The sequence below is a fragment of the Paenibacillus sp. Y301 genome (genome assembly GCF_059445505.1).
The window spans coordinates 328,243-346,843 of the sequence record NZ_JCAIUL010000003.1; the positions used below are offsets into that span (position 1 = coordinate 328,243).

General features: G+C 42.3%; 14 protein-coding genes and 1 pseudogene. 10 read left to right on the forward strand and 5 right to left on the reverse strand.

All coding sequences use genetic code 11. The features are described 5' to 3' along the window. Nucleotides 1–23: 23 nt before the first annotated feature. Nucleotides 24–233, forward strand: a pseudogene (locus AC1D69_RS07990) (transposase); the annotation flags it as partial. 335 nt (nt 234–568) lie between these two features. On the opposite strand, the gene AC1D69_RS07995 reads toward AC1D69_RS07990, so the two are convergent. The 3 genes from AC1D69_RS07995 to AC1D69_RS08005 form a co-directional block, all read right to left on the reverse strand. After that, the gene (locus tag AC1D69_RS07995) at nt 569–1,552 is read right to left on the reverse strand and encodes an aldo/keto reductase (protein WP_495455595.1); all 984 of its coding nucleotides are present in this window, start codon (nt 1,550–1,552) and stop codon (nt 569–571) included. 392 nt (nt 1,553–1,944) lie between these two features. Next, nucleotides 1,945–2,742, reverse strand: coding sequence for a response regulator transcription factor (locus AC1D69_RS08000; protein WP_495455596.1), 798 nt, complete (start codon nt 2,740–2,742; stop codon nt 1,945–1,947). Then, complete coding sequence (locus tag AC1D69_RS08005; protein ID WP_495455597.1) at nt 2,717–4,342, reverse strand: sensor histidine kinase; 1,626 nt, start codon at nt 4,340–4,342, stop codon at nt 2,717–2,719. Before AC1D69_RS08005 ends, AC1D69_RS08000 begins: the two co-directional genes overlap by 26 nt. A 174-nt stretch (nt 4,343–4,516) precedes the next feature. Here AC1D69_RS08005 and AC1D69_RS08010 point away from each other — a divergent pair, with 174 nt between their 5' ends. Next, nucleotides 4,517–6,286, forward strand: coding sequence for a flavocytochrome c (locus AC1D69_RS08010; RefSeq protein ID WP_495455598.1), 1,770 nt, complete (start codon nt 4,517–4,519; stop codon nt 6,284–6,286). Between the two features lie 132 nt (nt 6,287–6,418). On the opposite strand, the gene AC1D69_RS08015 is transcribed toward AC1D69_RS08010, so the two are convergent. After that, nucleotides 6,419–7,063: a metal-dependent hydrolase gene (locus AC1D69_RS08015; protein ID WP_495455599.1), complete on the reverse strand. Its 645-nt coding sequence runs from the start codon at nt 7,061–7,063 to the stop codon at nt 6,419–6,421. A gap of 276 nt (nt 7,064–7,339) precedes the next feature. Between AC1D69_RS08015 and AC1D69_RS08020 the strand changes: the two genes are divergently transcribed. Next, nucleotides 7,340–8,395 (forward strand): DUF4349 domain-containing protein, encoded by a 1,056-nt coding sequence (locus tag AC1D69_RS08020; protein ID WP_495455600.1) that lies wholly within the window; start codon nt 7,340–7,342, stop codon nt 8,393–8,395. Between the two features lie 75 nt (nt 8,396–8,470). Here the strand turns inward: AC1D69_RS08020 and AC1D69_RS08025 are convergent, their stop codons facing one another. Next, nucleotides 8,471–9,721 (reverse strand): methyl-accepting chemotaxis protein, encoded by a 1,251-nt coding sequence (locus tag AC1D69_RS08025; RefSeq protein ID WP_495455601.1) that lies wholly within the window; start codon nt 9,719–9,721, stop codon nt 8,471–8,473. A gap of 216 nt (nt 9,722–9,937) precedes the next feature. Here AC1D69_RS08025 and AC1D69_RS08030 point away from each other — a divergent pair, with 216 nt between their 5' ends. The 7 genes from AC1D69_RS08030 (at nt 9,938) to AC1D69_RS08060 (ending at nt 18,589) form a co-directional block, all read left to right on the forward strand. After that, complete coding sequence (locus AC1D69_RS08030; RefSeq protein ID WP_495455602.1) at nt 9,938–12,007, forward strand: bifunctional aldolase/short-chain dehydrogenase; 2,070 nt, start codon at nt 9,938–9,940, stop codon at nt 12,005–12,007. A 36-nt stretch (nt 12,008–12,043) separates the two neighbouring features. After that, on the forward strand, nt 12,044–13,264 hold the full coding sequence (rhaI, locus tag AC1D69_RS08035; protein ID WP_495455603.1) for an L-rhamnose isomerase: 1,221 nt from the start codon (nt 12,044–12,046) through the stop codon (nt 13,262–13,264). Then, nucleotides 13,261–14,736, forward strand: coding sequence for a rhamnulokinase (locus AC1D69_RS08040; RefSeq protein WP_495455604.1), 1,476 nt, complete (start codon nt 13,261–13,263; stop codon nt 14,734–14,736). The genes rhaI and AC1D69_RS08040 overlap by 4 nt, the downstream gene beginning before the upstream one ends. A gap of 21 nt (nt 14,737–14,757) precedes the next feature. After that, complete coding sequence (locus tag AC1D69_RS08045) at nt 14,758–15,516, forward strand: DeoR/GlpR family DNA-binding transcription regulator (RefSeq protein ID WP_495455605.1); 759 nt, start codon at nt 14,758–14,760, stop codon at nt 15,514–15,516. A gap of 115 nt (nt 15,517–15,631) precedes the next feature. After that, on the forward strand, nt 15,632–16,360 hold the full coding sequence (locus AC1D69_RS08050) for a (Fe-S)-binding protein (protein ID WP_495455606.1): 729 nt from the start codon (nt 15,632–15,634) through the stop codon (nt 16,358–16,360). Then, entirely contained in the window at nt 16,357–17,874 is a 1,518-nt protein-coding gene (locus AC1D69_RS08055; protein ID WP_495455607.1) for a LutB/LldF family L-lactate oxidation iron-sulfur protein, read from the forward strand. Before AC1D69_RS08050 ends, AC1D69_RS08055 begins: the two co-directional genes overlap by 4 nt. Continuing rightward, a complete protein-coding gene (locus AC1D69_RS08060) occupies nt 17,867–18,589 on the forward strand; it encodes a LutC/YkgG family protein (protein WP_495455608.1) in 723 nt (240 codons plus the stop codon). The genes AC1D69_RS08055 and AC1D69_RS08060 overlap by 8 nt, the downstream gene beginning before the upstream one ends. Nucleotides 18,590–18,601: the final 12 nt, after the last annotated feature.

Genomic DNA, 18,601 nt, shown 5'->3' on the forward strand with positions numbered 1-18,601 from the left:
GATTTCTTGATTATATATCCTCAATAGCGGTTGAACAACCATCTCTTATTCTAAGTCCATACATAGCCATTTACGATATCGTCGTCCCTAAAGATAATATGCTACGTCAGATAAATGACCTCATTGACTCTTCTTTTGTTCAACAAGAATTACAAAATAAATATTGCCTCGATAATGGTCGCAATGCAGTTCCTCCTATTCGTATGTTCAAATATTTACTATTGAAATCAATCTGACATGCAAATGCAAGGTGCCATGGCAATATTTTCTGTCTGTTAATCTCAAGCGAATTATTACACTCATAAAAGAATCAAAGTGAAAAAAATAAAAAGAAAGGCGATGTGGCGTTTGAATATGAACGGAAAATCGCCTTTTTGATTTTAAACATGTCTTCAACAAATGAAAAACGTACGTTTTTCAGTGGCCTCCAGACAAAGAGGGATAACCTCTAGATAGTGGAGTCTAGAGGTTATCCCATTGCAAAGCGAACGTAAGATCAAATTATTACGAAAGATGATAATAAATATGCACTAAATCCTGCTGAGCCATAAATATTATAGGGGAAATGTTAATAAGCTCCTCGGATGTGGGCTTCTACATGCTGGTCATAGAATGAACGCAGTCGATCCAATTCCTCAGGCGTATATGATGCAACATCAACGGTACCAAGATTGTCTTCTACCTGTTGGACATTTTTGAAGCCAGGAATAACACATGTTACATTCGGCTTCTCAAGGATCCAACGCATCGAAGCACGTGCCATATCCACTCGGCCCTCCGCGATCCATGCTAACTCTCTAGCAAGTTCTACGCCTTTGGAGAAAGGTAATCCCCCGAAGGTCTCACCAACATTGAATTGTTCACCATTGGCATTAAAGTTACGATGGTCATCTGTAGCAAATGTACTGTTCTCATTGAATTTACCTGTAAGTAGTCCGCTTGCCAGAGGTAATCTGACTAGAATTCCTACGCCCGCAGCATGTGCCTTCGGAAATAGCTCATTAGCTGGCTTTTGGCGAAGGAGGTTAAATATGACTTGAAGTGCTTTTAGACCCGGAACGTCCAAGCAGAATAATCCCTCCTCGATCGTCTCTACACTGACGCCGAAATGACGGATCTTTCCTTCCTGTTGTAACTTCTCTAGTACTTCAAAGACTCGACCATCCTTCAGAATGGCAAGTGGCGGACAGTGTATCTGATACAAATCAATTCTTTCACGTTGCAATCGCTTTAGACTATTCTCACAATACTGACGAATGGCTTCTTCTGAGTAATTGGCGGGGTCCTGAATATCACCTGCACGGCAAAATTTCGTAGCAATATGTACAGTATCTTCTTTACCTTTCGTGGCTGTAGCTAGTAACTCCTCTGCATGCCCCGAACCGTAAACATCTGCCGTGTCAAAGAAATTAACACCTTCATCCATAGCATGTTGAAGACCGGCAATAGCTTCTTGATCATTAGAATTTCCCCAATCTCCTCCAATAGCCCACGTTCCAAAGCTAACCTCACTAACCTTCAGTTCAGTATTGCCTAGTATACGATATTTCATATATTCTCCTCCTCAATAACTATAGTTCGATCTATCTATCAACATTAAACAATAATGAAATCGTTTGCAAGCATGTTAATTGTTGCTTCGTCCAATCGACATTGTTGAACTTAAGATGGGTGATGAAGGAATTATCGTACAGATGAAGCGATTGGGCTGAATTTTGCAGAGATATACAGAAGAAAAGGAAATTATCATCTCGCTTGTAATCCTATAAACTTGTGAGAAAAGGAGACATTATTCTAGTCCATGCAGTACGTTCCCTTTGCGAAGCTTTTAACGGTAATAGCAGGTTTTCCTGCATAGAAATCATCATGGTACCAAGCCACCACAGCAATTTCGGCTTGCTTATCGTTTTGAATGAATATGAAATCGAAATGAAGAAAGATTCTCTAATCCATGGTTAAGAATGTTATCCTTCTTTGATTCTTATAATCTACTGGACTGATCCCGACTCGGCTTTTGAATACGCGACTGAAATAATATTGATTTGTATAACCAATTTTGATCGCTAGATCACCAATTTTAATGTTATGCATGGAGTCATCCATAATTTCCTTTGCTTTCGAGATGCGAAGCTCCGTCAGGTATTCCAGAAAAGATGCTCCAACCTCATGTTTCATTCGCTTACTCAAATACGTAGAGTTGATGTGAAATAAGGCTGCTACATTAGGTACCGACAGTTGTGGATCATTGTAATGCTGGTTAATATAATCTATTATCTTCTCCATTATCGGAGAGAGTTCAGGGGATTGTAGTATCGGCGGGTGCTGCACAATATCCTTTTCTTGTTCAATGACCACATCAGGATGAAGGTCGTGCAAGTGGTTGCATATCTTTGCCAGCAAAAGATTGAGATCACTCTTGGGCACGGGCTTCAACAAATAATCATAAGCATGCAATTGAACAGCTCTTCGTGCATATTCGAAATGATCGTATCCGCTTATAATCACTACCACCATGTGAGGATATCGATTCTTCACGAATTGGACTAGATCGAGGCCTTTCATTCCCGGCATATTAATATCCGCAAATAATACATCCGGTGTAGATTGTTCAATTAGAGATAGAGCCTCGTCCGCGTTTCTTGCTTCTGCTGATGCTTCAAAAGGTAGCCGGCTTTCTTGAATAAATTGGCGTAATCCTTTACGAATAATCTTCTCATCATCCATGATCAGGACTTTCCACATCTTTGTCACCTCCAAGCGGTAAGTTTAACGTCATACGCGTGATTCCTTTTCCACTGCTTATCTGTAAACCGTAGAGATCGCCATAAGCCAACTTAATGCGTTTATTCACACTGTATAGACCGAAACCAATCTCACCATTTCTATCTTTTCCGTTATGCAACATTTCCTGAAGCGATGCCAATCTTGATTCTGGGATATCAACTCCGTTATTCTCAACGGTGACTAACAATTGACCTTCTTGTTCATATGCGTTGATCGAAATTTTACTTTTTTGGTCAGTTAGCCTTTTGATTCCGTGATAGATGGCATTTTCAACGAGCGGTTGAAGTATGAAGCGAATGATATGCTGTTGTTCTAAATGTTCATCATAGCGCAGTTCGTACTCTAGAATATCCTCATATCGAACACATTGAATGTTCATGTAGCTCTCGACATGTTGAAACTCTTTTTCCAATATTACAGATTGACTGCCACAACCCAGCCCAAGCCGGAAATAGGTACCTAGAGATTCAACGATTTCCACGACATCATTTGCTTCATGACTCGCAGCCATCCATTGAATGGTATCCAGTGTATTATATAAAAAATGTGGCTTAATCCTTTCGTGAATCATTTGTAGCTCCATTTCTTTCTTCTCTTGCTGAGATTGATACAGCTTAATAAGCATTTGATTGAAGCCACGCCCCAACTCACCAATCTCATCGCGGCGTTGATCGTTGGATCGCACGCTCCAATCCCCAATCTCTACTTGTCTCATCAATTGACGTAATGCATGTAATGGCTTAACTATGGAGGAGCCTAGTAATATAACAAGAATCAAAAAGAAAACTCCAACTACGATTCCGACCATAAGGGCCGACCGCTGAGTCTTTATGATACCTTGGGAGAGTTGGGATTCCGGTACTTGAAAGATGAGTCTCCAACCTGGAACAGCAGCGATGGAAGCTGTAAAGGTGGACAGTGGTTCTCCGGAATACTCTGACTCTGATTGGGACTGTGAAGATTCTGAATTCACAATAAGTGATCCACGTCCGTCATAAACCATAATCTCTTGTGCGATTTCTTTCATTTTATCGATGGGAACTGCGGCTGAAATGTAAGCAACATCTTGATTTAAAAGCGGTTTAACGCGATATAGGATTACGACGATATCTGCTTCATTGGCCGCCTTGGAAGTAATTACGTTGCTAACAATGTAGGGGGCATCCGAAGAGATAAGTTCTGTATAATAGTCTCGGTTTAAGATGGAGAAGGACTTGCTATCTGACGTCCAGGATACGCCATTGTGATTTACGATCCGAATAGACTCGTAATCATGACTACGTCGTTGTTCTAGCTTGCGACTTTCGAGTAACAGTTCATCCCGAGTCCATTGGTGATCCGCCGCGAGGGTCGCGAGCATTTCGATTTCTCCGGTCCTCTGCTGAAACCAATAGGATATTTGTTCGCTCCGGGCATTGACGATCTGCTGGGTTAGGGATTCGTTGAGCGGCACGACCGTTCGTTCCATTTCCAAGCAAATGGTACCCAATAACGCCAGAAATAATAAGAGAAAGCATCCTCCAGTATAATACGTAATTTTTCGTTGTATAGATTTCATCCCATTATTACAGCATATTGGCACCCAATGTGAAGTGAGAAGAATCACTTGTCCGAAATGGATAAGAAAAGCCGAAATGTGTAAATACATTTGGCAAGGTATATCCTAAAATGATATTTGTACTATTTTTCACAATGTATAACGTTCAATATAAACAGGATTAGGGGAGAAGTTATGAGAAGACACACGGGGAGAATATGTTCAATTATGATGGTGCTGGTGCTTGTATTCACGATGGTCGCTTGTGGATCAAAGAATGCATCAGATGATACGACTACTGCTATTGGAGTTGGTAATGGAAAGCATGGTGACATTAAAGTGGAGGTAACCTTTGTAAATGGAGGAATTACCGAAGTGAAGGTGCTAGAGCAGAAGGAGAACAAAGTTCTGTCAGAACCTGTATACACCCAATTGAAAGAAAATGTGATGCAGTCAAATAGTGTTGAAGTCGACGTGATCAGTGGATCTAGTGAGACAAGTAAGGGGTATTTAGATGCGATTGCGGATGCAATTGCTAAATCTGGCATTGTGTTAGCGACAGGTAGCACAGCAACAGGTGCTAAGGAGCTTGGTGAGTCTGAACAAACCTATGATGTAGTTATTATCGGTGCAGGCGGTGCTGGGTTAAGTGCAGCACTAGAAGCGGGAGAGGCCGGAAAAAGTGTCGTTGTCTTGGAAAAAATGCCAACCATTGGCGGTAATACACTGATCTCCGGTGGGGAGATGAATGCCCCCAATAACTGGGTTCAACAAGCGCTCGGTATTACCGATGATAGTGTTGAATTATTTTATGAGGATACAATGAAGGGTGGCGATAACCTGGGCCAACCCGAGATTGTGAGGATTCTGTCCGAGAAAGCGCTTGGATCAGCTGAATGGTTACATGATGTGGTAAAAGTTGAGTTCTTACCGGATCAATTATTCCAGTTCGGGGGACATTCGCGCAAACGTGCACTTATCCCTGTCGGTCACACGGGAACGGAAATGATTACCAAACTTAAAACCAAGGCGGATGAGCTAGGAATTGCGATCAAGACGAACATGAAGGCAGAGCAATTGCTGACGGATGAGAGTGGTAAAGTAGATGGAGTCATAGCAACAACTAACGATCAAAAGATAACCTTTCATGCAAATAAAGGCGTTATTATAGCGACAGGTGGATTTGGTTCTAATATAGAGATGCGTAAAAAATATAATCCGGAAATGGATGAAACCTATATGTCTACAGACACGCCAGGGACGACTGGAGACGGAATTATTATGGCTCAGAAAATCAATGCAGATATTACGAATATGGAGAATATTCAAACTTATCCAGTCTGTAATCCCATCACAGGTGTAATTTCACTTGTGGCTGATTCCCGGTTCGATGGCGCGATACTGATTAACCAAGGTGGAAAGCGGTTCGTGGAAGAATTGGAACGACGCGATGTGATTTCGCAGGCCATTCTGGCACAAGAAGGTCGCTACGCTTACCAATTCTGGAATCAGCAGATTGCTGATATCGGAAAAACGATTGAAGTGCATCAAGATGAGTATGAACAATTAATCAAGGATGGTCTACTCTACAAGGCAGATACCATTGAGGACGCAGCAAAATTCTTCGATGTAGATGTAAAGACGCTACAGGAGACTGTGAGCAAGGTTAATGAGTATGCGAAGACGGGTAAAGATCTTGATTACAATCATCGCGGTGGGCTCATTTCACTAGAAAGCGGTCCTTATTATATTCAAAAAGCAATTCCTTCGGTTCATCATACGATGGGTGGATTGGTCATTGATACGAAGGCCCATGTTCTGACGAAAGAAGGGACTGTTATTCCTGGGCTATTCGCCGCTGGAGAAGTTACTGGTGTGGTTCATGGGGGTAACCGATTAGGTGGAAATGCCATATCTGACATTGTTACTTTTGGCCGAATTGCGGGTCAAGAGGTCGCAAAGTAAATAAAATATAGCGTCATTTATTTGAAAATGGACTGGGTAAGGGAATTTCCTTATCCAGTCCATTTGTGTGTGTTCTCCTGTTGCTACAGAGAGCACATAAGAAATAGTAGCTGCTTCGAGGAATATCTAGTATTAGAGGTGCAACTTTATAGATCCTTTATAAATGGGAGACAACCATTTCACACCTTGTGGTGTTAACGTATCTGCAAGTAAATGAGAAAGATAACTAGTGGTCGCTACAGCCATTAAGCCTTTAACTTGTAGTTGCTGTTCCATGCCATAACTGATGATTCCCCATATACATACTGCCCACACGGTGTGGGTCATTCCTCGATGTCTCAACCAAGGTGCCCATGCAATAAATAGGCCAAGACCGATTAACCACATCATATTAAAATACCAACCACCATACATGATTAAACCACCGATCAGACTGACCAGAGCATTACGAATCAATCCCTCTTTGGTAATGAAGCCAAATAGTAAAGCAATTAAACACACGATAGAATACTCCGGATAAAATGACTGTTCAGATAGAAATAAAAAGGTTAGCACGGATACGGATATGACACCGCCCCAGACAAGGAGTTGACGAAGTTGTTTGGAGACTTTGCCAATTCTCGAGCTTAGAATACTGGGTCCATCAAGATCTGCACTCAAAGCTGAAAAAGCCGATACTGCAATATAAATAGCTGCATTCTGGACCGTAAATGGATAATACATGGCGGCAGCAACACCGATAACTGTTCCAATAGCAAGATGTGTGGTACCTTTCATAGAACCTCCTGTGACTGACAAAATTGAATTGAAATCTGAGATGCAAACGTATGTTTGCTGTATTATTATACACACAGATCCTATATAGAAACAAGATCATTTCTAAAGAGAATCCATTCATTTCAGAAAGCTAGATGATTCTTTATTAGGATGTGCAACCTTCCAAGTATTGTAAGCGTCTTTTAAGAAAGCGCGTCTGACTCTGAATCACAGATTTAAGAAGATCTTGATCGGAATTGGTAGCGTTAATTGAAGAGAAGTGGGAGGAGAAAACACATGCGTAAACGGGGGTTTATTTGCATTCTGTTATTATCTATGTTGTTACTAACTAGCTGTGGTTCTGCATCTAATTCGGATCGAGCGGGGAATTTAAACGATGCTGCAGAACAGACGGATTTCAAAGCAGACAGTAGTACGGAAGCTTCTGCAAACTCACAAGTCACTGCTAAGGATGTAGCTGTAGAATCTGCCTCTCTGGCAAAGAAAGTATCCGAATCCGAAGTAGTGACAGGCCAACAGACGGGTACAACATCTACACCTGCGGTACCTGTTGATCAACTAGCTGGGTTTAATAGTAGTGCTTCAACGGCAGAGGCACTGAACAAGAAACTCATATATACCGCTAATCTAGTGATGCAGGTCAAGGACTACGCAACGACACAGTCAGAAGTGAGAAATTTGGTCTCCCTCTCGGGGGGATATATTGTAGAATTTACAGAGAATCAGTCTACACAAGAGGTCGGAGGCTCCTTTATACTTAAAGTGCCAGCGAATGGATTTGCATCGTTATTAAATAATATAGAGAAATTAACACATGAGTCGCTACAACAAAGTATCAAAGGTCAAGATGTATCAGAGGAATATGTAGATCTGGAATCTCGTCTGAAAGTAAAGGAACTCATGGAGACGCAGTATACAGAGTTTATGAAAAAAGCAACAAAGACAACTGAATTGGTAACTTTCGCGAATGAGTTAGGTGCAATCCAAGAGGATATTGAACAAATCAAGGGGAGAATGCGATACATTAACAAAAACGTATCGTACTCTACGATAGAAATTCGATTGTATCAACCGGAAGGTAAGGTCGACCCAGCCATAGTGAAAGAGGAGAAGGAACCGCTATTGGAACGCGCGAACGATGCTCTTAAGGGAACGATAGATGTGCTTACACTCTTGTTCCAGTGGTTAGTTGTTATTCTGTTTGGTGCTTTACCTGTCTTACTGGTAGGGATTGTTGTGTGGATAGCTATATGGTTGACACGTAGAAATAGAGTTCAGAAGCAACCGAAGCATAAGGATGATTTTCAGGACCCGTCTGATGATCTTAAGTGATCACTATTAATCTAATATAAGCTATACAGCATGAAAAAGAGGCCCATTAATGAAATGGGCCTCTTCATTATTTATTTAGAACTTGAAAATGTGAATGGTTCTTTGGAGTTGGAAAACAGCATTGTTCATCGCTTCAGCTTCATCAGCAACGGCTTGAATTGAAGACATCTGATCATTCATGGTTGCAGATACCTGCTGTGTTCCGGCAGCCGATTGTTCGGTAATTGCTGAGATATTCTGAATGGAATAAGAAATCTTATGAGCACTTTCCAACATCATGTCGCTCTCATTGGAAAAGGAAGCGATCTGTTCGGAAATATATTGAACACTTTGGACAATTTGTGTAAAAATTTGTTCTGCTTCATGAATCATTTCATTCTGCTGACGTACGACTTCTTCGTTAATATTTATATGTTCAATAGCTTGTTGTACATCTTGTTCTATACTTCTTACTAGGCTGAATACACCTTGGGTAGAAGAAGCTGACTCTTCGGCTAACTTACGAACTTCTTGAGCGACAACGGCAAATCCTCTACCGTGTTCACCGGCCCGTGCTGCCTCAATGGAAGCGTTCAATGATAATAGATTTGTTTGTTCTGCTAAATCGGATATGGACTTGGTAATCGTAGTGATCCGCTTTGCGTTTCTGGAGAGTGCATCAATGGTATTGGCCACCTGTTGAGTAGCATGAATATTCTTCTTCATACCTTCAGATTGTTGAGCAACAGAATGACGACCACTTTCTACAAGGTGTAACGTATGTATTGAACGTTCATTCATAGATTTGGTTGAATTCGTATAATTACTTACCTTTTCTTCGATATCTTGAATGGATTCTGTCATACCTGCGATATCTTGTGATATTTCATTGGAACCAATGGCCAGTTCATTTGATGAATGTGCTACTTGTGTCATAGCTAGTTTAAGATCTTGATTCTTATCGGTTATACCTCGACTAGTTGCCATAACTTGTTTCGTAATACCAGATGCTTCATTGAGTATTTTTGTGAGTTTATCAATCATACTGTTGAAGGACTGATTTAATTTAATCATAGAACCTGTTTCGTTAGCTCGTTCCCGGAAGTCACCTTGGGCAATACGTGAAGTAACCATAGAGATCTCATCGAAAGATGATGAAAGCGTTCTCTCAATAAAAAGAGCTAGAGGATAAGTGAGAGCTAGCAATACTATGAGTAGTATAATCCCAATGAGTATTTCTCCAATCACAATAAAAGTTGCAAGGACAGGAAGTGAAAATAATGCCGCAACGAGATAACATCCAATAATAATTTGTCGAGAAAGTGGAAGTTTTAATAACCAAGACATGATAAGCATCCTCCTATGTATAACTAGTTTTTCATATAATACCATCATATGGGATAAACAGTCTATATAATTAGGTCTATTCCTCTTTAATATAGGATAAAAGACCTGCATCAGTCTATAATATGTTTGTTTTTGTCCGATTTAATATCTATTCAAATACAAACAAATGTAATACAATATAAAAAAACATCATTTAACTTTGGAGGTGATTTGTCCGTGGTATTAAATAAGTGGAATGAAATGAAAGCGGTTAATTTAAATGCAGGGTTAGATGAACTCGTCTATCGCTCGAATATCATCGGAGAAGATCGACAAGTGTGTAATTGGGGTGGTGGTAATACGTCTATGAAGACGATAACCACAGATTTCAGAGGTCGTGAAGTTGAAGTGATGTGGGTGAAGGGGAGTGGTTCAGATCTCGCAACGATGAGAGCACAGAATTTCACGGGATTACGCTTGGATGATATCCGTCCTTTGTTTGAAAAGACAGATATGAGCGATGATGAAATGGTGCAATATTTGACCCATTGTATGCTGGATTCGAAACACCCAAGGGCTTCTATTGAGACATTGCTCCATGCCTTTTTGCCATATCAACATGTCGATCATACACATCCAGACGCTATAATTAGTATATGTTGTTCAGATAACGGGAAAGAAATTGCACGGCAAATCTATGGAGATCGCTTCGTCTGGGTTCCTTACATTCGACCTGGATTTGAATTGTCTCAAATGATTGCGAAAGGTGTATTAGCCAACCCACAGGCTGAATTGGTACTGATGGAGAAACATGGTCTGGTGACTTGGGGAGATACGTCGGAAGCTTGTTATGCCAAAACGATTGAAGTTATTAATGAAGCTGAAGCATACATTGAGAAGCATGTGAACCAAGACAAGATATTTGGTGGACGGGTTACGGAAGCACTTCCTGAAATAGAACGTAAAAATATCATTTCTAAGATTGCACCTCTTATAAGAGGCTTAGTAAGTCGTGAGGAAAAAATGATTCTGACATTCGATGATGCAGAGGACGTGCTGCAATTTGTTAACAGTCTTGACTCTGCTAGATTATCTCAAATCGGTGCAGCGTGTCCCGATCATCTGGTTCATACAAAAGTCGTGCCGCTATTCATCGATTGGTCTCCCAATGAACATGACTTGGAAGGATTAAAAGAGAAATTAATAGAAGGCATCAACAAGTATAGAGATCAATATACATCTTACTTCATACAGAACAAGCATGAAGGTGATGTTATGTTCGACTCCTCACCTAGAGTCATTCTTATTCCCGGACTCGGTATGATGAATACAGGTAAGAGCTGGTCCAATTCAAAAGTGAGTGGTGCTCTATATCACCGAGCTATTGCTGTTATGAGAGGAGCTACAACACTTGGACAATTTGTCTCTCTTAGCGAGAGTGAATCTTACAATGTAGAATACTGGCCTCTTGAATTGTATAAATTATCGCTAGCACCAGCAGAGATGGAATTCTCGCGGAAAGTAGCCTTTATCACAGGGGGAGCGGGTGGAATTGGGAGCGAAACTGCCCGCAGATTAGTATCTGAGGGCGCACATGTTGTACTAGCGGATCTCAATTTGGAAGGTGCGCATAAGGTAGCGGCGGAGATTAACGTGCAATATGGTGAGAACAGAGCCATCGCTGTGCCAATGGATGTAACCAAGGAAGAAGATATTTTGAATGCTTTCGCTGAAGTAGCGTTGGTGTATGGTGGAGTAGATATTATTGTGAACAATGCGGGTCTAGCCACATCGAGTCCATTTGATGAGACAACTTTGAGCGAATGGAATCTTAATATTTCAGTGCTCGGCACGGGGTACTTTTTAGTGGCTCGTGAAGCTTTTAAATTGATGAAAGAGCAGGACATTGGAGGAAGCATGGTATTTGTTGGATCTAAGAATTCAATATATGCTGGCAAAAATGCATCCGCGTATAGTTCAGCTAAGGCACTTGAAGCCCATTTAGCCCGCTGTATCGCAGCGGAAGGTGGGGAATTCGGTATTCGTGTTAATACTATTTTGCCCGATGCCATTCTACAAGGATCAGCTATTTGGAACTCCAACTGGCGTAATGAACGTGCAGCTGCTTATGGGATTGGACCGAATGAGTTAGAAGATTATTATCGTAAACGTACGACGCTATTGGTTAATATTTATCCGAAAGATATCGCAGAAGGAATTGCATTCTTTGCATCATCCCTGTCTGAGAAAACAACGGGATGTATGTTAACGGTGGATGGCGGAGTTCCTGCAGCTTTTACAAGGTAGATTATATCTAGTGAATCAAAGAGAGGAAGGAAGAGTATGATGGACCGCGCGTATGTATTGTTTGAGGAACAGCAACATGCTAGAGGGATTAACCTTGATCAAGTGAAACGTAAGTTGAAAGCGCTTCGTATAGAGACACCTTCTTGGGGATATGGGGATTCAGGAACACGTTTTAAGGTGTATCCGAAACAGGGTGTTCCTCGAAGTCCTTTTGAAAAGTTGGAGGATGCAGCGCAAGTTCATGCTTTCACCGGGCTTGCTCCTTCGGTTGCTATACATATCCCTTGGGATAAGGTAGACGATTACAGCCAATTGCGAGCTTATGCAGAGGGCTTGGGTCTTAGCATCGGAGCAGTGAACCCGAATCTTTTTCAAGAAGAAGATTACATGCTTGGCAGTGTTACAAATTCCGATGCTAAGATTCGAAGAAAAGCGACAGATCACTTATTAGAGTGTGTTGATATCGCTAAGGAGACAGGGTCGAAAGACATTAGTCTATGGTTCGCAGATGGCACTAACTATCCGGGACAGGGTCATATCCGTAAGCGTAAAGCGTGGATATATGAGGCTTTGTCAGAACTTTATAAGAAATTAACACCTCATATGCGGATGCTCATTGAATATAAATCATTCGAACCTGCCTTCTACCACACCGATCTAGCGGACTGGGGAATGGCATACAATATGGCTATGAAGCTTGGCCCGCAAGCAGAAGTACTGGTAGATACAGGCCATCATGCACAAGGGACAAATATAGAGCACATTGTGGCGTATCTTATTGATGAGAAAAGGTTGGGTGGATTTCATTTTAATAGTCGTAAATATGCAGATGATGATCTGATCGTCGGTTCGGTTAATCCTTATGAGTTATTCCTTATATTCTATCAAATTATTAGCGCGTCAGAGGAGCAAGATGCTGGTATTGTTCAGACTGTGAATAACATCGCATATATGATTGATCAGAGTCACAATATTGAACAGAAGATTCCGGCAATGATTCGTTCAGTACTGAATGTACAGACTCAGTTCGCGAAGGCACTTCTAATCAATCATGATGAAATAGAGGAAGCCCAATCTCGTAATGACGTTCTAGCGGCAGAAGATGCCGTTCGCTCAGCATATGAAATCGACGTAACTCCATTACTTCATGCCATTCGGGAAGAGCAGAGTCTACCATTGAATCCGATGAAGGCTTATATGGAGAGTAGTTATGAACAAGACATTCAGGTAAGGGGTAAGGGTGGTGCAAGCTGGTGAGAGTGCTAGCTTACGATCTTGGAGCCAGTAGTGGAAGAGCAATGAGTGGCAGTTTGAGTGATACCTTGATCGAAGTTGAGGAAATTCATCGCTTCTCGAATGACCCTGTACAGGTAGGAGAACGACTCCACTGGGATATCTTACGTTTATTCCATGAGATCAAGCAAGGATTGGTGAAGGCGAAACATCAGGGGATTACGATCAAGAGCTTGGCAATTGATTCATGGGCTGTAGATTTCGGGATGATCGGACATCATGGAGAACTTATCAGTAATCCTTACCACTATCGTGATCTCCATACGAATGGAACAATGGAACGACTATTGACTCAGATTTCAGCGAAGGAGATATTTGGACGGACCGGTGTTCAGTTCTTGTCTTTTAATACGCTGTATCAGTTAGTAGCCCTTAAGCAAGCAGGTTCTTCCATTCTAAGAGATGGTAAACACCTGTTAATGATTCCTGATTTACTTCGGTATTTCTTAAGTGGCGAGATCTTCAATGAATTTACCAACGCTACGACTACGCAACTCTATAATCCAGGGATAGGAAAGTGGGACAATGCGCTGATTCAACAACTGGGATTTGAAGAGTCATGGTTCAGCGATGTTGTTCAGCCAGGTACGAATGTGGGGGGGTTACGATCTAGCATACAAGATGAGCTTGGGATGTCCTCGATTCCTATCTTTACTGCGGCTGAACATGATACAGCTTCTGCCGTTGTAGCTGTCCCTACTTTAGAACATTCATTTGCTTATTTAATATGTGGAACATGGTCACTTATGGGTACGGAAGTGCAGGAACCTGTACTAAGTGATACGGCACTTGAGTTGAATTTCACGAATGAAGGGGGCGCTTACGGTACCTATCGATTGTTAAAGAACATTATGGGGCTGTGGATTCTGCAAGAATGCAGAAGGAAATGGGAACAAGAGGGTTATTCTTATTCTTTCCCTGAACTTGTATTGCTCGCACAACAGGAGCCCTCATTCTTGACGATGATTGATCCGGATGATGCACGGTTCTTGTCTCCAGGAGACATGCCTGAACGAATTCGCACATACGCTGTGCAGACGGGTCAGCGTCGTCCAGATGGAATTGGCGCCGTGGTGAGATGCATTTTGGAGAGTCTTGCATTAAAATATCGATATGTATTGGAATTAACGGAACGCTTGTCCGGAAACACTTTTCAGGGACTTCATATGGTTGGAGGCGGCATTCATAATACATTGTTGTGTCAATGGACGGCGAATGCAATAGGGAAGCCAGTATGGGCAGGACCGACCGAAGGAAGTGCTATTGGCAATATGGCAGTGCAATGGATTGCTCAGGGGGATCTAAACGATGTATGGGAAGCCCGACGCGTGATCAGAGATTCTTTCCCGATCGCTATTTATGAGCCTGAACAGTCTGATCTATGGGAAGAGGCATATGGTACTTTTCGACAATTAACGCTGATGTGTCCTAAATAAAGTAGTAGAAAGAGGTAAGTTATGCTAGTTGCAGAACGATATGAGAAAATTGTTGGTTTGGTGAATGATAGAGGGAGCATCCGTGTATCGGAACTCAGTGAGTTATGCCGAGTGACAGAGGAGACGATCCGTCGAGATCTTGATCGATTAGAGAAGTCAGGTCGGTTACGTCGTTCTCATGGTGGGGCAGTAAATATCAAGGATCATCACCCCGAGACGCCCTATGGGGAACGAGAGATTATGCATGCTGACGAGAAGAGGAGAATCGCCCAGGAAGCCGTTAATCGAATAGAGCCAAATGATCGAATCCTTCTTGATGCGAGTACTACGGCGTGGTATATGGCTGCCAATCTACCGGATATCCCTCTCACTGTTCTAACTAATTCAATCAAAGTCGTGATGGAGCTGAGCGGTAAAGAAAAGATCCAAGTCATTTCTACAGGTGGATTGCTTGCTCAAAGGTCCCTATCATTTGTAGGTCCGTCGGCTGAGCGTTCACTAGAGGTCTATCATGTGGATAAATGTTTCTTTTCCTGCAAAGGGGTTCATTTAGAACGGGGAATTAGTGAGTCGAATGAATTACAAGCACAGGTGAAACAACGAATGATTAGTATCTCAGATCAGGTCTATCTGATGGCGGATTCTAGTAAGTTCGGATTACAATCGTTCACCCATGTAGTAGATCTTGATGGAGTTAGTGAGATGATTACAGATATGAGATTAGATCGAACACTTCTTCAGCAGTTAAATGAACGTTCTATCCTGGTGACAACCGTTTAATATGATGGATTGACAACACCTGCAGCACATGGCTTGGGAATCCATGATCTATAAAGATCCATAACATCATAAGGGTTCAGCATCTAGATTGATGGCATGAAAGTGAGGTGCGACGATGAAAGTGAGTATGTTTATAACCTGTATAAGTGATGCTGTGTATCCTCAAATAGGGGAAGCTATAGCTCGATTATTAGCGAGATACGGTGTCCTACTTGAATTTCCCTCTATTCAGACATGTTGTGGTCAACCTGCATTCAACAGCGGTTATTGGAAGGAAGCACGTGATTCGGCTAAGACGATTCTTGCGGCTTTTGATGATAGTGATTTCGTTATCGCACCTTCAGGATCGTGTATAGGAATGATTCATCATTATCCTAAGTTATTTGAAGAAGACCCCATACTTCTACAGAAGGCTAGGAGTTTACAGGACAAATCCTATGAGTTTACCCAATTCCTCGTGCAGGTACTAGGGGTTACTGATGTGGGGGCTACTTTCCCACATAAAGTAACATATCATCCTTCTTGTCATGGGAGTCGGTTGCTCGGCATTAAGGAAGAGCCGATGAGCTTAATGCATCATGTCAAAGGGATGGAGCTCGTTCCCCTACCCTTCGCTGAAGACTGTTGTGGATTCGGAGGAACCTTTGCAGTGAAGATGTCTGAGATATCCGGTGCGATGGTTATGGAGAAAGGTGATCATGTGTTGGAAAGTGAAGCGGAAGTATTAGTCGGCCTTGATATGGCCTGTCTTATGAACATTGCTGGTCATTTACGTTATCGGAATAGACCGATTCGTGTCATGCATTTAGCGGAGTTGCTATATGAAGGGGTGAAGCATGCATGAACAAGGCAGCATCTACATCTACAGTCAAAGGGCGTGCTGGACTCGCTTTAAATGACGACTTTCTAAGGAAGGCAGTCAAATTCACAACAGAGCGACTACGGGATGGCAAAAAAAGGGCTTCAGAGGAACAAGGGAACTGGGAAGAGTGGCGGGAACGCGGGCGACAAATTCGCTTACATACGATTGCTCATCTGGATTATTATTTGAATCAATTTGTGAATCAAGCTCGAGCGAATGGGGTTCATGTTCATTTTGCAGATACGGCTGAAGAAGCTGTGAAGATTACGTTAGCGATTGCTGAACACAAACAGGCCGCAAGCGTCGTGAAGTCCAAATCTATGGTGACAGAAGAACTTCATTTGAATCATGCTCTTGAATCCATCGGAGTAGATGTGGTTGAGAGTGATCTTGGTGAATATATTATCCAGTTAGCCGGAGAGACGCCATCACATATCATTATTCCAGCCATTCACAAGAATAGATATCAGATTGCAGACCTATTGTCGAAAGAAGCCGGAGAGACGCTTCTACCGGACACATCCATTCTTGCTGGATTCGTACGGAAGAAATTACGAGAGAAATTTCTTGAAGCAGACATCGGGATGACAGGATGTAACTTCGCTATTGCAGAGACAGGGTCAATCGTATTATTCGAGAATGAAGGCAATGCGCGCATGGTGTCGACCGTTCCTTCAACACAGATTACATTGATGGGGATGGAGCGGATTATTCCGTCATGGAGTGATCTAGAAGTGATGGCAACATTACTCCCACGATCGGCTACGGGGCAGAAATTAACGGTGTATATGTCTGGCATAACGGGGCCACGAAGGAAAGAAGATGCGGATGGACCCGATGAAATGCATATTATTATTCTGGATAATGGACGTTCCTTACAACTGGGTGATCCGGAATTCCAAGAACTACTGAACTGTATTCGTTGTGGGGCGTGCTTAAATGCTTGTCCTGTATACCGTCATATTGGCGGACACGCATATGGCGGGACATACAGTGGTCCAATTGGAGCTGTGTTAACACCTGCCTTAAATAAAAATATTGACCAGTGGGATGACATTGCTAGTGCATCGACCTTATGCGGGGCCTGTTATGAAGCATGTCCAGTTAAAATTCCATTGCATGACATGTTGATCTACTTGCGGAAGCGGAAAGTTGAACGAGGATTTGGAGACACCATGGAATCGATTGGTATGCGTGGATTCGCTGCGGTCATGTCTAACTCAAAGAGATATGAGAACGCTTTAAAAATGGGGAGGATTGCACAAAGACTTGTGGTTCGAAATGGAGAAATCACTTCTAAGTTAGGTCCTCTAAAAGGATGGAACAACTATCGTGTGGCTCCAAGTCTGTCCAAGCAATCGTTCCGTGAGCAATGGGGCACGATGGAGCAAGAAATTCGGCACGGACTACAAGACATGGACCCCACCGTCTCTAGTCGGATGGAAGACATCGTAAGAAATCGGAAAAAGGAAGGAGGAGGAGATGTACATGGCTGAGTCACATCAAGAATGGCTAGCACAGTTGGAATCAGAGTCTCATCTAAAGCAAGAACAATTCATGCAAGGGATAGCAGGAAGATTAGGGCGACCTCGACTCACGACTGCTCCTCCACACCCCTTCCAAGGAGCTCCAGGTTTCTGGAACTCCTTCGAATCTTCTTCAGATGAACGTATTCAACACTTTTCGGAGAATTTCACAGCGGCTGGTGGACATGTTCAAAGGTGCATCGATATGGAAGAAGTGCGTTTCTTTATAAAGGAGAAGGTACAACAATTATCTGCACGATCGATCATTCATCAGAATGAGGTTGAGCTGCATAATCTTCAGTTGGAAGAGTTATCGAATGTCGAAGTATTACAATGGAATAGCAGTCCCGATGAACACTGGATATCACGTGCAGCTGAAATGGACATTGGGATTGTTATGGCCGACTACGCAGTGTCACATACGGGTTCCATCGTCATACTCTCCTCCAAGGACAAGGGGAGATCCGTTAGTCTGTTGCCTACCGTACTTATTGCTCTTATTCCGATAGAACGATTAAAGACTCGCTTAGGTGAAGTGTTGATTCATTTCGATGATGCAGGAAGTGATAATCTACCCGCAGGTATTCATTTCATCTCGGGTCCTAGCCGGTCTGCAGATATTGAGAATGATCTTACGATTGGTGTGCATGGGCCTGGTGTTGTATTCGGATTGATCGTGGGATAATGGATCGGAATA

Bases quoted from the DNA above. Each gene is read 5' to 3' on its own strand.
- AC1D69_RS07995 (WP_495455595.1), bottom strand. From the start codon at position 1,552: ATGAAATATCGTATACTAGGCAATACTGAACTGAAGGTTAGTGAGGTT.
- AC1D69_RS08000 (WP_495455596.1), bottom strand. From the start codon at position 2,742: ATGTGGAAAGTCCTGATCATGGATGATGAGAAGATTATTCGTAAAGGA.
- AC1D69_RS08005 (WP_495455597.1), bottom strand. From the start codon at position 4,342: ATGAAATCTATACAACGAAAAATTACGTATTATACTGGAGGATGCTTT.
- AC1D69_RS08010 (WP_495455598.1), top strand. From the start codon at position 4,517: ATGAGAAGACACACGGGGAGAATATGTTCAATTATGATGGTGCTGGTG.
- AC1D69_RS08015 (WP_495455599.1), bottom strand. From the start codon at position 7,063: ATGAAAGGTACCACACATCTTGCTATTGGAACAGTTATCGGTGTTGCT.
- AC1D69_RS08020 (WP_495455600.1), top strand. From the start codon at position 7,340: ATGCGTAAACGGGGGTTTATTTGCATTCTGTTATTATCTATGTTGTTA.
- AC1D69_RS08025 (WP_495455601.1), bottom strand. From the start codon at position 9,721: ATGTCTTGGTTATTAAAACTTCCACTTTCTCGACAAATTATTATTGGA.
- rhaI (WP_495455603.1), top strand. From the start codon at position 12,044: ATGATGGACCGCGCGTATGTATTGTTTGAGGAACAGCAACATGCTAGA.
- AC1D69_RS08045 (WP_495455605.1), top strand. From the start codon at position 14,758: ATGCTAGTTGCAGAACGATATGAGAAAATTGTTGGTTTGGTGAATGAT.
- AC1D69_RS08050 (WP_495455606.1), top strand. From the start codon at position 15,632: ATGAAAGTGAGTATGTTTATAACCTGTATAAGTGATGCTGTGTATCCT.
- AC1D69_RS08055 (WP_495455607.1), top strand. From the start codon at position 16,357: ATGAACAAGGCAGCATCTACATCTACAGTCAAAGGGCGTGCTGGACTC.
- AC1D69_RS08060 (WP_495455608.1), top strand. From the start codon at position 17,867: ATGGCTGAGTCACATCAAGAATGGCTAGCACAGTTGGAATCAGAGTCT.